The organism is Nocardioides maradonensis (assembly GCF_054777115.1).
In genome coordinates this window covers 169,612-183,623 of record NZ_BAAHAZ010000008.1, presented here as the reverse complement: position 1 = coordinate 183,623, position 14,012 = coordinate 169,612, and the positions used below count along the sequence as shown (strand labels likewise).

17 protein-coding genes are annotated in these 14,012 nt (G+C 71.1%); 13 read left to right on the top strand and 4 right to left on the bottom strand.

The genetic code is table 11. The features are described from left to right. The first annotated feature begins 5 nt into the window (after positions 1-5). The 3 genes from ACYVAQ_RS11680 (at position 6) to ACYVAQ_RS11670 (ending at position 2,224) form a co-directional block, all read left to right on the top strand. On the top strand, positions 6-1,022 hold the full coding sequence (locus ACYVAQ_RS11680) for a ferrochelatase (RefSeq protein ID WP_460789591.1): 1,017 nt from the start codon (positions 6-8) through the stop codon (positions 1,020-1,022). Next, complete coding sequence (locus tag ACYVAQ_RS11675; protein WP_460789589.1) at positions 1,019-1,810, top strand: inositol monophosphatase family protein; 792 nt, start codon at positions 1,019-1,021, stop codon at positions 1,808-1,810. The genes ACYVAQ_RS11680 and ACYVAQ_RS11675 overlap by 4 nt, the downstream gene beginning before the upstream one ends. A 123-nt stretch (positions 1,811-1,933) precedes the next feature. Then, complete coding sequence (locus ACYVAQ_RS11670; RefSeq protein ID WP_460789587.1) at positions 1,934-2,224, top strand: DUF4193 domain-containing protein; 291 nt, start codon at positions 1,934-1,936, stop codon at positions 2,222-2,224. 55 nt (positions 2,225-2,279) lie between these two features. Here the strand turns inward: ACYVAQ_RS11670 and ACYVAQ_RS11665 are convergent, their stop codons facing one another. After that, positions 2,280-2,585, bottom strand: a complete 306-nt coding sequence (locus ACYVAQ_RS11665) for a DUF4235 domain-containing protein (RefSeq protein ID WP_460789585.1) — start codon at positions 2,583-2,585, stop codon at positions 2,280-2,282. A 9-nt stretch (positions 2,586-2,594) separates the two neighbouring features. After that, positions 2,595-3,059 carry a DUF3093 domain-containing protein gene (locus ACYVAQ_RS11660; protein ID WP_460789582.1) on the bottom strand — a complete coding sequence of 155 codons (465 nt, stop codon included), beginning with the start codon at positions 3,057-3,059 and terminating at the stop codon, positions 2,595-2,597. Positions 3,060-3,120: 61 nt separating this feature from the next. Here ACYVAQ_RS11660 and dut point away from each other — a divergent pair, with 61 nt between their 5' ends. The 4 genes from dut to ACYVAQ_RS11640 are packed head-to-tail and all read left to right on the top strand — an operon-like array spanning position 3,121 to position 5,231. Beyond that, entirely contained in the window at positions 3,121-3,603 is a 483-nt protein-coding gene (gene dut / locus ACYVAQ_RS11655; protein ID WP_460789744.1) for a dUTP diphosphatase, read from the top strand. Continuing rightward, a complete protein-coding gene (locus tag ACYVAQ_RS11650; protein WP_460789580.1) occupies positions 3,600-4,163 on the top strand; it encodes a DUF3710 domain-containing protein in 564 nt (187 codons plus the stop codon). The genes dut and ACYVAQ_RS11650 overlap by 4 nt, the downstream gene beginning before the upstream one ends. Before the next feature lie 4 nt (positions 4,164-4,167). Continuing rightward, entirely contained in the window at positions 4,168-4,527 is a 360-nt protein-coding gene (locus ACYVAQ_RS11645; RefSeq protein ID WP_460789578.1) for an OB-fold nucleic acid binding domain-containing protein, read from the top strand. Beyond that, positions 4,524-5,231: a DUF3159 domain-containing protein gene (locus tag ACYVAQ_RS11640; RefSeq protein ID WP_460789576.1), complete on the top strand. Its 708-nt coding sequence runs from the start codon at positions 4,524-4,526 to the stop codon at positions 5,229-5,231. The genes ACYVAQ_RS11645 and ACYVAQ_RS11640 overlap by 4 nt, the downstream gene beginning before the upstream one ends. A 1-nt stretch (position 5,232) precedes the next feature. Here ACYVAQ_RS11640 and ACYVAQ_RS11635 read toward each other — a convergent pair whose 3' ends face one another. Beyond that, positions 5,233-5,907 (bottom strand): potassium channel family protein, encoded by a 675-nt coding sequence (locus tag ACYVAQ_RS11635; protein ID WP_460789574.1) that lies wholly within the window; start codon positions 5,905-5,907, stop codon positions 5,233-5,235. Position 5,908: 1 nt separating this feature from the next. Further along, positions 5,909-6,571 carry a potassium channel family protein gene (locus tag ACYVAQ_RS11630; protein WP_460789571.1) on the bottom strand — a complete coding sequence of 221 codons (663 nt, stop codon included), beginning with the start codon at positions 6,569-6,571 and terminating at the stop codon, positions 5,909-5,911. A gap of 53 nt (positions 6,572-6,624) precedes the next feature. Here ACYVAQ_RS11630 and ACYVAQ_RS11625 point away from each other — a divergent pair, with 53 nt between their 5' ends. The 6 genes from ACYVAQ_RS11625 to ACYVAQ_RS11600 all read left to right on the top strand — a co-directional run bounded on the left by ACYVAQ_RS11625 (position 6,625) and on the right by ACYVAQ_RS11600 (position 13,973). Further along, complete coding sequence (locus ACYVAQ_RS11625) at positions 6,625-8,649, top strand: APC family permease (protein WP_460789569.1); 2,025 nt, start codon at positions 6,625-6,627, stop codon at positions 8,647-8,649. Beyond that, positions 8,646-9,761, top strand: coding sequence for a class I SAM-dependent RNA methyltransferase (locus ACYVAQ_RS11620; protein ID WP_460789568.1), 1,116 nt, complete (start codon positions 8,646-8,648; stop codon positions 9,759-9,761). Before ACYVAQ_RS11625 ends, ACYVAQ_RS11620 begins: the two co-directional genes overlap by 4 nt. Before the next feature lie 131 nt (positions 9,762-9,892). Beyond that, entirely contained in the window at positions 9,893-10,615 is a 723-nt protein-coding gene (locus ACYVAQ_RS11615) for a helix-turn-helix domain-containing protein (RefSeq protein ID WP_460789566.1), read from the top strand. A 110-nt stretch (positions 10,616-10,725) separates the two neighbouring features. Then, complete coding sequence (locus ACYVAQ_RS11610) at positions 10,726-11,346, top strand: hypothetical protein (protein WP_460789565.1); 621 nt, start codon at positions 10,726-10,728, stop codon at positions 11,344-11,346. Positions 11,347-11,367: 21 nt separating this feature from the next. Beyond that, a complete protein-coding gene (locus ACYVAQ_RS11605; protein ID WP_460789563.1) occupies positions 11,368-12,342 on the top strand; it encodes an ERCC4 domain-containing protein in 975 nt (324 codons plus the stop codon). Positions 12,343-12,419: 77 nt separating this feature from the next. After that, a complete protein-coding gene (locus ACYVAQ_RS11600; protein WP_460789561.1) occupies positions 12,420-13,973 on the top strand; it encodes an acetolactate synthase large subunit in 1,554 nt (517 codons plus the stop codon). Positions 13,974-14,012: the final 39 nt, after the last annotated feature.

Below are 14,012 nucleotides of genomic sequence, written 5' to 3'. Positions count from 1 at the left end.
GTCGCGTGACCAGCGTTCCGCCCCCGTCCGGGCAACCGTACGACGCCATCCTCCTGCTGTCCTTCGGCGGTCCCGAGAAGCCCGAGGACGTCGTTCCGTTCCTCGAGAACGTGACCCGCGGCCGCGGCATTCCGCGCGAGCGCCTCGAGCAGGTCGGCGCCCACTACTTCCAGTTCGGCGGCCGCAGCCCGATCAACGACCAGAACCGCGCCCTGATCGCCGCGCTCGAGGCGGACCTCGCCGCGAACGGCGTGGACCTGCCGGTCTACTGGGGCAACCGCAACTGGGAGCCGTACGTCGCCGACACGGTCGCTCGGATGGCCGCGGACGGTGTACGCCGTGCGGTCTGCATCACCACGTCGGCGTACTCCTCCTGGAGCAGCTGCCGGCAGTACCTCGACAACCTCGACGAGGCCCTGGCGGCGCTCCCCGAGGACAACCTGACGATCGACAAGGTCGGTGCCTACTACGACCACCCCGGCTTCGTGGCGGCGTCGGTGGACCGGACGGTGGCGGCGCTCGCCGACCTGCCCGACGACGTCCGGGATGCCGCGCACCTGGTGTTCGTGACCCACTCCATCCCGACGGCGATGAACGAGGAGAGCGGGCCGGAGGGCGGCAGCTACCTCGCGCAGCACCTGCAGGTCGCGGCTCGGGTCGCCACCGACGTCGCGAAGGCGACCGGCGTGGAGCGCCCGCACGAGCTGGTCTTCTGCTCGCGCTCGGGATCGCCCCGCACTCCGTGGCTCGAGCCCGACGTCAACGACCGGCTCGAGGAGCTCGCCGCCGCCGGAGCGCCGGCGGTCGTGCTGATCCCGGTCGGCTTCGTCTCCGACCACATGGAGGTCGTCTACGACCTCGACACCGAGGCGCTCGCCACGGCCGAGCGGCTCGGCCTGCCCGCCCGGCGAGCCGGCACGGCGGGCACCGACCCGCGGTTCGTGGCCGCGCTCCGCGAGCTGGCGCTGTCCGGCGAGCGGTGCGCGCGCTGCCCCGACGGCTGCTGCTTCCCGCGCGCATGACCTCGCCGCTCGCGCTCCGCGCCCTGGCCGCCGAGGTCGCCCAGCAGGCCGGTGCCCTCATCGAGAAGCAGGCGGGAGCCGTCGACGTCGCGGCGACCAAGTCCAGCGAGGTCGACGTCGTCACCGTCACCGACCGGGCCGCCGAGGAGCTGATCCGCTCCTTGCTGCTCGCCGCCCGGCCGCACGACTCGATCCTGGGCGAGGAGGGCGACGACGTCGTCGGCACCAGTGGCGTCCGCTGGATCGTCGACCCGATCGACGGCACCGTCAACTTCCTCTACGGGCTGCCCGAGTACTCCGTCTCCATCGCGGCCGAGGTCGACGGCGAGGTGGTGGCGGGCGTGGTGCTCGACGTCGCCAAGGGTCACCTGTACGCCGCCGACACCGAAACCGGCGTCGCGACCTGCGACGGTGCGCCCCTCGGCGTACGGGGTCCGGCGCCGCTGGCGCAGCGGCTCCTGCTCACCGGCTTCTCCTACCGGGCCGAGGTCCGGACGATCCAGGGGGCCGCGGTCGCCCGGCTGCTGCCGCACGTCCGCGACATCCGCCGGCACGGTTCGTGCGCCCTCGAGCTGTGCCACGTCGCCGCCGGACAGGCCGATGCGTACGCCGAGGAGGGCGTCAACCTCTGGGACTTCGCCGCCGGCGGCCTGATCGCCAGGACGGCCGGTGCACGACTCGAGGTCCTGCGCGGCGCGGGTGGCGGGGACCTGGTCGTGTGTGGCCCCGATCACGGATTCGACGAGCTCCGTGACGCCCTCAGATCCGCTGGATTCGAGCGGGAATAGCCTGCGCGCCATCGCTGTTTCCGGACACGCGAGAGCACCGGTGTCGCAACCCGTCGCCGGATAGTGCACAATCTGCCGCGCTGAGGCCACTACACCTCCGGCAGACGAGGGAGAGGACACGTCATGGCAACCGACTACGACGCGCCGCGCAAGAACGAGGACGAGCAGTCCGAGGAGAGCATCGAAGAGCTCAAGGCGCGCCGTCACGACAAGAACTCGGGCAAGGTCGACGAGGACGAGGTCGAGGCGGCCGAGTCGTTCGAGCTCCCCGGTGCCGACCTGTCCCACGAGGAGCTGGCGGTCGAGGTGAAGCCGAAGCAGGAGGACGAGTTCACCTGCATGAGCTGCTTCCTGGTCCACCACCGCTCGCAGCTGGCCGACCCGAAGAAGATGATCTGCCGCGACTGCGCGTGAAAAAACAGGACCGGGCCCGTCGACACTCGACGGGCCCGGTCCTGTTTTCAGATCCTCAGGCGTCCTTGCGCAGCGGCGGCGGGAGCTCGCCGGTGGACTTCAGGTAGTAGTTCGCGGCCCGGCGCTGCAGCAGCATCTTGACGAGCGCGACGAAGGTGCCGCTCGCCGCGGCCCATGCGACGGCCTCGCGCAGCTGGACGTCCGGGTCGGCCGGGTTCTCCGGCGGCTGCTTGCCGGTGGCTGCCTTCCAGCCGGCGTTGAGGCCCTTCTTGGCCACCGCCGCGCCGCCGACACCCGAGACCAGTGCCATCAAGGACCAGACCTTGGAGCTGTCGCCCTTGCTCTGCTTCTTCTTGCCCATGGCCCGAGCCTAGGGCACGGGGTGTGCGGCGGTCAGTGCGCTGGCGAGCCGGTCGGCGTGCCGTGAGCTGACCAGCCAGTACGGCGCCGGGTCGGCCGCGTCGGTGATCTCGACCTTGACGGCCCGCTTCAGGTAGGGCCGCAGCAGCAGGAACGCCCGGGCGTCGGCGTCGCGACCGGCCGCGAGCCGGGTCTGCTCGGCGTCCAGGGCCGCCACCTGGCCGACGTACGCCGTCTCGATGCGGGCCCGCCCGGCCTGGAACCAGCCGTCGGAGACGATCACCCGGGCGTCGCCGTACCAGAACAGGCAGGCGGCGAGGAGGGCGAACGCGAGGCCGGTCGCGATCCAGGCGGTGGGGCCGGGGACGGCGACCACGATGGTCAGCCACAGGATGGCCACGGCCATGGTGCCCTGGGCCCACCAGCGCAGCGGAACGCCGAGGCGCTCGTGGTAGGTGTCCGGGGCGCCGCTCACGGAGGGAATGATCCCATCCTGCTCGTCATGCGGATGACCTAGGGTTCCGTGCGTGCCTGAGATCCCCGACCTCGAGATCGCCGTACGCCGCCTCGACAGCGCCCTGCCGCTGCCGGCGTACGCCCATCCCGGCGACGCCGGAGCCGACCTGCTGACGACCGTCGACGTCCACCTGGCGCCGGGGGAGCGGGCGCTCGTCCCGACCGGGATCGCGATCGCCCTCCCCGACGGGTACGTCGCCCTGGTCCACCCGCGCTCCGGCCTGGCGGCCAAGCACGGCCTGTCGATCGTGAACACGCCCGGCACCATCGACGCCGGCTACCGCGGTGAGATCAAGGTGCTCCTCATCAACCACGACCCGGTCGAGGACATCGAGCTGAGCCGCGGCGACCGGATCGCGCAGCTGGTGATCCAGCGCTTCGAGCGGGCCCGCTTCGTCGCGGTCGACGACCTTCCGGACAGCGTGCGTGGGGCCGGCGGTTACGGTTCTACCGGGGTCGGCGCGGAGGTGCCGCGCACGGCCGGAGGAGTGGTGACGAAGTGAGCGACGAGGCCGCGACGGGACCGTACGACGTCGAGGACCTGCCGGACGACGGGCTGGAGCGGATCGACCTGGGGTCGCTGCTCATCGCGCCGTTCGTGGGCAACGACCTGCGGCTGCAGGTCGACGAGCAGACCGGAGAGGTGCGGGCCGTGCTGCTCGCGGGCGAGCAGGGAGCCGTCGAGCTGCGGGCCTTCGCCGCGCCGCGCCACGGTGACCTGTGGGGCGAGATCCGGCCGCAGATCGCGGCGGAGACCTCCCGGCTCGGTGGCACCGCGACCGAGCGCGAGGGGCGGTTCGGCACCGAGCTGCTCTGCGAGCTGACGGTCCAGCAGCCCGACGGCAGCCACGCGCAGCAGGTGTCGCGCGTGGTCGGCATCAACGGCTCGCGCTGGCTGCTGCGCGCCACGTTCCTCGGTGCGCCGGCGGTGGACGAGCAGGCTGCCCAGCCGTGGGACGACGCGGTCGCGCAGGTCGCCGTACGCCGTGGCGGGCACGCGATGCCCGTCGGAGAGCCGCTCGCGCTGAAGCTGCCCGAGGGCTTGCAGCAGGTGGAAGGCTAGGAGCATGGGCGAGAAGCGCGGACTCCTCCACTCCTTGAACAAGTGGGCCAACACCCAGGAGATCGACGCGCGTGACCTGCAGCAGGCCACGGGTGAGGCGGGCTGCACCTCGGTGGCCGATGCCGCCGACCGGGTCCCGGTGCGGCTGCGTGGCGCCCTGCGCACGGTGACCCTGCGCCCGCGCGGCGGTGTCCCCGCGCTCGAGGCCGACCTCTTCGACGGCAGCGGCTCGATCACCGTCGTGTGGCTGGGACGGCGCCGGATCGTCGGCATCGAGCCCGGCCGCTCGATCGAGGTCACCGGCCGGATCGGCCGGCACGACGGCACGCGGATCATCTACAACCCGCGCTACGAGCTCCTGTGACGGAGAACGACGCGACGGCGGCCCCGATCGGGGCCGACACCGTCGAGGCACTCGTACGCCGTCAGCTCGCCGACTCCCTCGGCGGACGGCGGGGGATCCTCGAGGCGGCGATCCCCGGCCTGATCTTCACGGCCGTCTGGCTGCCCACCAAGCACCTGCAGATCGCCCTGATCGCGAGCCTCGCGGTCGCGGCGGTCGCGCTCGTCGTCCGGATCGTGCAGAAGAGCCCCACGCAGTACGTCTTCAACGCGATCTTCAGCATCGCGCTCGGCTGGATCTTCGTCCGGCTGGCGGCCAGCCACGGCGGCAGCGCCGACGACCAGGCGCTGGCCTACTTCCTGCCGGGGATCCTGATCAGCCTGGGCTACTCGATCGTGCTCGGCCTCAGCTGTCTGGTGCGCTGGCCGATGCTCGGCTTCATGCTCGGCGCGGCCACCGAGGACCCGATCGGCTGGCACGCCAACCCGCAGATCGTGCGGCTGTGCAGCCGGCTGACCTGGGTGATGCTGCTGCCCGGCGCGATCGGCGTGCTGCTGCAGGGCCCGGTCTGGCTGCTCGGCCACCAGGGCACCATCGGCGCCGGCACCGCGGTCGGCATCATCGCCGCGCTCCGCTACGGACTGGGCTGGCCGCTGCGGATCGGCAGCTGGGCCGCGATGATCTGGCTGCTCGCCCGCAACGCGACCCCGCTGGAGCGGGCCTGAATCAGGCTTCGGGGTGGCTGGCCGGGGCCAGCAGGCTCTCGAGCGCGTCCTCGGCCTCGGTCGGTACGACGAACAGCAGCTCGTCCCCGGCCTCGACCGGCTGGTCCGGCGTCGGCGCATAGACCTGGCCGTCGCGCAGGATGGTCACGAGCGCGCAGTTGTCCGGCAGCGGCACCTGGCCGCTGGGCTTGCCGACGTACGGCGAGTCCGCGGGCAGCGTCATCTCGACGAGGTTCGCGTTGCCCTTGCGGAACTCGAAGAGCCGCACCAGGTCGCCGACCGTGACGGCCTCCTCGACGAGCGCGGACATGATGCGCGGGGTCGAGACGCTGACATCGACGCCCCAGGCCTCGGTGAACAGCCACTCGTTGTTCGGGTGGTTGACCCGGCCGACCGTGCGGGGGACCCCGAACTCGGTCTTTGCGAGCAGCGAGGTGACCAGGTTGACCTTGTCGTCACCGGTCGCGGCGATCACCACGTCGCAGTTCTCCAGCCGCGCCTCCTCCAGCGAGGACAGCTCGCAGGAGTCGGCGAGCAGCCACTCGGCGGCCGGGACCCGCTCCGGACGGATGGAGGTCGGCGTCTTGTCGATCAGCAGGACGTCGTGACCGTTCTGGATGAGCTCCCGGGCGATCGAGCGACCGACCGCACCGGCTCCGGCGATGGCGACGCGCATGTCAGTGACCCTCCGGACCGTGCTCGAGGACTTCGTAGACGTGGGCGGCGTTGTCCTCGCGCATCGCGAGGTGCAGCATGTCGCCCTCCTGGACCCGGGTCTCGCGGGTGGGCAGCATGCCCTCGCCGAGCCGGTCGATCCAGGCGATGCGGCTCTGGGTCTGGATCTGCAGGTCGATCATCAGCTGGCCGATCCACGGCTCCGGGACGGTGATGTGGTCCACGCGGATCGTGCCGGACGGGTCACGGAAGTCCGGCTCGGCCCCGGCGGGCAGCAGGCGCCGCAGCACCTGGTCGGCCGTCCACTTCACGGTGGCGACCGTGGTGATGCCGAGCCGCTGGTAGACCTCGGCGCGTCCCGGGTCGTAGATGCGGGCGACGACGGACTGGATGCCGAAGGTCTCGCGCGCGACCCGCGCGGCGATGATGTTGGAGTTGTCGCCGCTCGACACGGCGGCGAACGCCTCGGCCCGTCGGATGCCCGCCTTCTCCAGCACCTGCTGGTCGAACCCGACGCCGGCGATCTTGTCGCCGTTGAAGCCGGGACCGAGCCGTCGGAAGGCGTCCGGCTCGGTGTCGATGACGGCCACGGTGTGGTTGCGGTCCTCGAGGCTGCGCGCGAGGGTCGAGCCGACCCGGCCGCATCCCATGATCACGACGTGCACGGCTTCAACCTAGGCCATGAAGGTGCCGAGGGGGTGCCGTAGGGTGTCGGCCCGTGGGCGTCGCCGATCTCTCCAAGCGCATCCTGTTGGGTCGCAAGCTGCGAAGCGCCCAGCTCGGGGACACGTTGCTCCCGAAGCGGATCGCACTGCCGGTCTTCGCGAGCGACGCCCTGTCCTCGGTGGCCTACGCGCCGGACGAGGTCTTCATCATGCTGTCGATCGCCGGCCTGAGCGCCTACGCGTTCAGCTGGAAGATCGCCATCCTGGTCGCCCTCGTCATGCTGGCCGTGATCGCGTCGTACCGGCAGAACGTGCACGCCTATCCCTCCGGTGGCGGTGACTACGAGGTCGCCACCGTCAACCTCGGCCCGTACGCCGGCTTGACGGTCGCCGCCGCGCTGCTGGTCGACTACGTCCTCACCGTTGCGGTGTCGATCTCGTCCGGGGCCAACTACGCCGGGGCGCTGATACCGGGGCTCCACGCGCACGTGGAGCTGCTCGCGGTCGGGCTCGTGGTGCTGCTGACCGCGATGAACCTGCGCGGCATCCGCGAGGCGGGCACCGCGTTCGCCATCCCGACGTACTGCTTCATGTTCGGGATCATCGCGATGGGTGCGTTCGGGCTCGTGCTCCTCGCGACCGGGCACCTGCCGCACGTCGAGAGCGCGAAGTACGGCCTCGTCCCGGAGAACGGCGGCACCAGCGACCTCGGCGGGATCGCCCTCGTCTTCCTGCTGATGCGCGCGTTCTCGTCCGGTTGCGCGGCCCTCACCGGCGTCGAGGCGATCAGCAACGGCGTGCCCGCGTTCCGCAAGCCGAAGAGCCGCAACGCGGCGACGACCCTGGCGATGCTCGGCGCCATCGCCGTGACGATGATGATGATGATCATCGTGCTGGCGCAGCGGATGGGGCTGCGCTACGTCGACCCCGATGAGATGCACCGGCTGACCCTCAACGGGAAGCCGCTGCCGGACGGCACCGTGCAGGACGCCGTGATCGCGCAGATCGCGAAGGCGCTCTTCGCCGACTTCCCGCCGGGCTTCTACTTCATCGTGTCGGTTACCGGGCTGATCTTGGTGCTCGCCGCGAACACCGCGTTCAACGGCTTCCCGGTGCTCGGCTCGATCCTGGCCCGCGACGGCTACATGCCGCGCGCGTTCGGGTCGCGCGGTGACCGGCTGGCGTTCAGCAACGGCATCCTGTTCCTGTCGGTGATGGCAATCGTGCTGATCGTCGCGTTCAACGCCCAGACGACCCGGTTGATCCAGCTCTACATCGTCGGCGTCTTCGTGTCCTTCAACCTCAGCCAGCTCGGCATGATCCGGCACTGGACCCGCAACCTGAAGACCGAGACGGATCCCGCCGTACGCCGTCGGATGCAGCGCTCGCGGATCATCAACGCCGCCGGCCTGACCATGACGGCCGCGGTGTTCGTGGTCGTCCTGATCACGAAGTTCCTGGCCGGTGCCTGGATCGCGATCCTGGCCATGGCCTTCTTCTGGGTGCTGATGGCGGCCATCAAGAGGCACTACTCCAACGTCGCCGACGAGCTCGCGGCCGACGACGAGGACAAGGTGATGCCGACCCGCGTGCACGCGATCGTGCTCGTCGCGAAGCTGCACAAGCCGACGCTGCGGGCGCTCGCGTTCGCGAAGGCGACCCGGCCGAACACCCTCGAGGGCATCTACGTCTCGACGGATCCCGAGGAGACCAAGCGCCTCACCGAGGAGTGGGAGATCCGCAACATGGGGATCCCACTCAAGCTGCTCGACTCGCCGTACCGCGAGGTGATCCGGCCGATCATCGAGTACGTCCGCTCCATCCGCCGGGAGAGCCCCCGCAGCGTCATCGCCGTCTACATCCCCGAGTACGTCGTCGGCCGATGGTGGGAGCACCTGCTGCACAACCAGACCGCGCTGCGGCTCAAGGGACGGCTGCTATTCACCCCGGGTGTCATGGTCACGTCGGTGCCGTACCAGCTGCAGTCCTCGAAGATCGGCCTCGAGCGGACCGAGCGCGACGAGCAGCGCGTCCACCCCGGCGACCTGCGCAGCGGCCGGCTCCGGTCGCGCCGGTGAGCCGCCGCGGTCCGCGTCGGCCCTCCCGTCGTCCGCGGTCGCGGCAAGGCCGCGGCGAGTCGGTCGTCGGGCGTCGGTTCGAGGTCGAGGTGGGGCCGGTCGCGCACGGTGGCCACTGCGTCGCCCGGATCGAGGGGCGGGCGGTCTTCGTCCGGCACGCCCTGCCGGGGGAGCGGGTCGTCGTCCAGATCACCGAGGGCACCGAGGGCGACCGGTTCTGGCGCGGCGACGCCGTCGAGGTCCTGACGGCGTCGCCCGACCGCGTCGCGGCACCCTGCCCGTACGCCGGACCCGGCCGCTGTGGCGGCTGCGACTTCCAGCACGTGGCGCTCCCCACCCAGCGGTCCCTCAAGGCGGCCGTCGTCCGTGAGCAGCTCGCCCGGCTGGCCGAGGTCGACGTCGCGGTGGTCGTCGAGGCCGTGCCCGGGGACGTGGACGGCCTGCGCTGGCGCACCCGGCAGCGGTACGTCGACCTCCCCACCGGCCGCGGCATGCGGCTGCACCGCTCGCACGAGGTCATCCCGGTGGAGGAGTGCCTGCTCGAGGCGCCCGCCGGTCCGTCGAACTCGGTGCGCGGGGTGGACTTCCAGGTCGCCGACGGCGGCTTCTGGCAGGTGCATCCGGGCGCCCCGGAGACCCTCGTCGCGGCCGTGCTCGATGCGCTGCGGCCGGCCGCGGGGGAGTCGGCGCTCGACCTCTACGCCGGCGTCGGCCTGTTCTCGCGGTTCCTGCTCGACGCCGTCGGGCCCGACGGCCACGTGCTCGCGGTCGAGGGCGACCGGCAGGCGTCGCGGCTGTCGGAGACGAACTGCCCCGAGGCCGAGGTCGTCGCCGGTGACGTCGCGACGGTCCTGGCGAGCCGCCCCGCCGAGCACGTCGACCTCGTCGTCCTCGACCCGCCCCGGACCGGTGCCAAGCGCGCCGTCGTCGAGCAGGTCGTCGCCCGCACCCCGCGGGCCGTCGCGTACGTCGCCTGCGACCCCGCCGCCCTCGCCCGCGACGTCGCGATCTTCGCCGAGCACGGCTACCGGCTCAGCGGGCTCCGGGCCTTCGACCTCTTCCCGATGACAAGTCACGTGGAGTGCGTCGCGACGTTGGTGAAAACCCGCTGACCTGCGGTTCTACGGCGAACTACTCGCTATGGCCACGCTTGGGGCACGGTGTGACGTCGTGAGGAGACCACAGGCGTGACTTTCGGAAACTATGCCGCCAGCGGTATGATTTACGAAAGGAGGTGGGGTCGATGTCGATCAGCGTCAAGGAAGCGTCGCATCGACTCGGGGTCAATGACTCCCGCGTCAGGCAGTTGCTTCGCTCGGGGGACCTGCGTGGTCGCCGCCTGGGCAACTCCTGGCTCGTCTCGTCTCAGGATGTAGCTCGGCTGGAACTGCAAGGACGTCCGCCGGGCCGCCCGTTGGCGCCCAAGCGCGCCTGGGCAGTCATCGACCTCCTCGACGCGGGGCGGGCAGCCTGGTTGTCGGACTCAGCGCGTTCGCAGGTACGCCGCTATCTCGCAGATCTGGAAGATCCGGGACCGGACGGCTGGCGCGCCGCTCTGCGCGGACGCAGCAACGTGCTCGATGTTGTCGCGCACCCTGCGGCTGTCCAGCGACTCCGGCGGGCGGGTGGTGTTCGTGCCGTTGGGGTGGATGAGGCAGCGAGCCGTGGGTTCGATGTCGTTGCTCTGGCGCACCCGATCCCCGAGTTCTACGTCGAGGAGTCGCACTGGCCCGAGTTGTCGCGGTCACTCGCGCTGCGCGAAGGGGCGGAACCCAATCTCAGGGTCCGTGTTCCGAAGGAGGTCTGGCCGTTCGCGGGGGACAGGGTCCAGGCGCCTGGCCGGGTGGCTGACGCCGTGCTCGCTGCTGACCTTCTCGAGAGTAGGGAGCCTCGTGCTGTCGCCGCGGGTGCCGCACGTCTGGCGGAACTGCTGTCGGCCTGGCGGAGCGAACGGTCAGGCGCATGACCGTGGTCATCGAACTCCCGAGCCTGCCGGCGCCTGTCGACGAGTTGTGGCACACGCTCCTTGACCTGGGCGAGAGCCTTGACGTGCCTTAGGCCCTGATCGGCGGTCAGATGGTGCTGCTGCATGCGCTCGAGCACGGCCAGGTTCCGCCGCAGATCAGCCAGGACGGCGACGTGATCGCGGACATCCGGGCCGTCCCCGATGCCTTGACCCGGGTCGTGGCCAGCATCGAGAACCTCGGATTCTCGCTGCAGTCCATCAGCGCAGATGGACTCGCTCACCGCTACATCCGGGCCGCGAAACCACGCCCGGTCGTCATCGACGTCCTGGCACCGGAAGGTCTGGGGGAGCGGGCCGACCTGACGACAACGCCTCCCGGGCGGACCATCGAAGTGCCTGGTGGCACTCAGGCACTGAGTCGAGCTGAGCGGATCACCGTCGTGCACGAAGAGCGCCGCGCAATGCTTCCGCGGCCCACGCTGCTCGCAGCGATCGTCGGCAAGGCGGCCGCGACGGCGCTGCCTGGTCCCGAGCGTCACTACCGGGATCTCGCGCTGCTTTGCGCGCTCGTCCCGGACCCTTTCGACGTCGCGAAGCAGGTGACTCGCAAGGACCGGCGCCGGGTACGTCAGGCGAGCAAGCTCCTCGACGACCCCCACCCCGCCTGGGCGCTTGTGCCTGAAGCGATCAGGAGCGCCGGGCAGATCGCCTACGCCGTCATTCACGGATGAGTCGTCGCTATCGTGGCCGGCGTGCCGGAGGACTTCGTCATCGCCCGCAACACTGAACCCGGGTCGACGCTGCCCTACCTTCTTAGGATCCCGCTCGGGGACGGGATCATCCTGAAGGCGAAGGACACCTGGCCACGCACAGGCAAGGTCTACTGCCACCGAACAGAGGAGTGGCCCGCGGACGCAGAGATCCTCGAGCGCGTGCCCGTGCGCTCGTGCGTACGCCGAGGCGCCGCGATCGACCTCGTGCTCGACCGCGGTCGCGAGAACCGGTCTCAGATCGTCGTCACGAATGCCCGTGGCCGGCAGATGATCTTCTGGCAGACCGCCCGCACTTCGAAACAGGCACGACCGGCGGTGACCCTTCCGGGCGCCCGCGCCAGCGGAGTCGCCGACCTGGAGATCGCGGTCGACATTCGCGAGCGCTACCCGTTCACGTTTGCTGACCGGCAGGCGACAACCCGCCGTGAGCGGCTCAACGCCGGTGACTACGGCCTCGTCGTCGACGGGGTGCTGCAGGCCACGGTGGAGCGGAAGTCCCTGGCCGACCTCGTTTCCTCGCTGACCACGGGAAAGCTGAGGTTCCAGCTGACCGAGCTCTCCGCGATCGCCCGCGCCGCCGTCGTCGTCGAGGACCGCTACTCGCAGATCTTCAAGCTGGACCACGTTCGGCCCAGCGTGGTGGCCGATGGCGTCGCCGAGTGTCAGGTCCGGTTCCCGACCGTCCCGATCGTCTTCTGTGAGACCCGCAAGCTGGCCCAGGAGTGGACCTACCGCTTCCTCGCTGCCGCCCGGGTCGGGTTGTCGGAGGAGATGGTCGGCGACCTCGCCGTGCGCGGGCTCGAAGCGCCCCCGCCGCTGGCGCCTGCGCCGCCGACGCCGGCCGACGTGCGCCGATGGGCGGCGCGGGCGGACATCGTGGTCTCGGATCGGGGCCGGATCCCGGCTGTCGTGATGGATCAGTACCTGGCGGCCCGCCTGCGCGGCGAGACCTGATCGGCCCTTTACGAGCGACGCCCGGCGCGGGCAGGGTGGCCCCACCCAACGAGGTCACGACGTCATGAGGTGAGGCAGTGAACGGAGCCCAGTCGCTCGTCCGGACATTGGTGGATGCGGGTGTCGAAGTCTGCTTCGCCAACCCGGGCACCTCCGAGATGCACTTCGTCGCGGCACTCGACGCCGTACCCGAGATGCGAGCCGTGCTCGGACTCTTCGAGGGCGTCGTGACGGGTGCCGCCGACGGCTATGCCCGGATGGCCGGCAAGCCGGCCGCGACCCTGCTGCACCTGGGCCCGGGCCTCGGGAACGGCCTGGCCAACCTGCACAACGCGCGGCGCGCCCACAGCCCGGTCGTGAACGTGGTCGGCGACCACGCGACGTACCACCAGCAGCACGACGCACCGCTCCAGTCGGACATCGAGAGCATCGCCGCGAGCCTGGAGGGCTGGGTACGCCGTACGAACTACGTGGGTGCCGTCGGCTCCGACGCCGCCGAGGCCGTGCGGGCGGCCCAGGAGCTGCCGGGGCAGGTCGCGACGCTGATCCTCCCGGCCGACGTGTCCTGGGACGAGGGCAGTACGCCGGCGCAGCCCGCCCCGCCGCGCCCAGCCCCGGACGTCGACGGCGCGGTCGTCCAGCGGATCGCCGACGTCCTGACCGGAGGTCAGCCCGTGGCGTTCCTGTTCGGCGGGCGGGCCTGCGGGGAGGCTGGTCTGCGGGCGATGTCCCGGATCACGGTGGCGACCTCGGCGCGGGCGTACGTCGAGACGTTCCCGGCCCGGCTCGAGCGTGGCGTGGGCCTCCCGACGTTCGAGCGGCTCGCCTACCTCGCCGAGCAGGCGGTGCAGCAGCTGGACGGCGTCGCCCACGTGGTCCTGGCCGGCGCGAAGGCGCCGGTGTCGTTCTTCGCCTACCCGGGCAAGCCGAGCACGCTCGTGCCCGAGGGCGCTCAGGTGCACGTGCTTGCGGAAGGGACCGAGGACGTCGTCGGCGCGCTGGAGGCCCTCGCCGACCTCGTCGCTCCCGACACCGCGCCGGCCCTGCAGGCGCCGGCACGTCCCGACCTCCCGTCCGGGCCGCTCACCCTGCAGAGCTGGGTGGACGTGGTCGGCGCCGTGCTACCGGAACGGGCCATCGTCGTCGACGAGTCGAACACGTCGGGCCTGCTCCTCGCCGGTGCGACCGCCGGGGCCCCGCGCCACGACGTCCTCACCCTGACCGGAGGCTCGATCGGGTTCGGGATGCCGGTGGCGGTGGGTGCTGCTGTCGCGGCGCCGGACCGGCCCGTCGTCAACCTGCAGGCCGACGGCAGCGCGATGTACACGATCTCGGCGCTCTGGACGCAGGCCCGCGAGAAGCTCGACGTCACCACGGTCGTGCTGAACAACAGCGCCTACGCGATCCTGCGGCTCGAGCTGCAACGGGTCGGCGTCGAGGACGGCGGCCCGCGGGCGAACGAGCTGCTCGACCTGAGCCGCCCGGACCTCGACTTCGTGAAGCTCGCCGAGGGCATGGGCGTCCCGGCCACGCGGGCCACCACGGCGGAGGAGCTGGCCGACCAGCTCCGGCGCGCCCTGGCCGAGCCGGGCCCGCACCTGATCGAGGCGACTGTCCCCCCGCTGCTCTAGATTCACCGGCGCGGGAATCCTTCGGAGCGGAACGGGTTG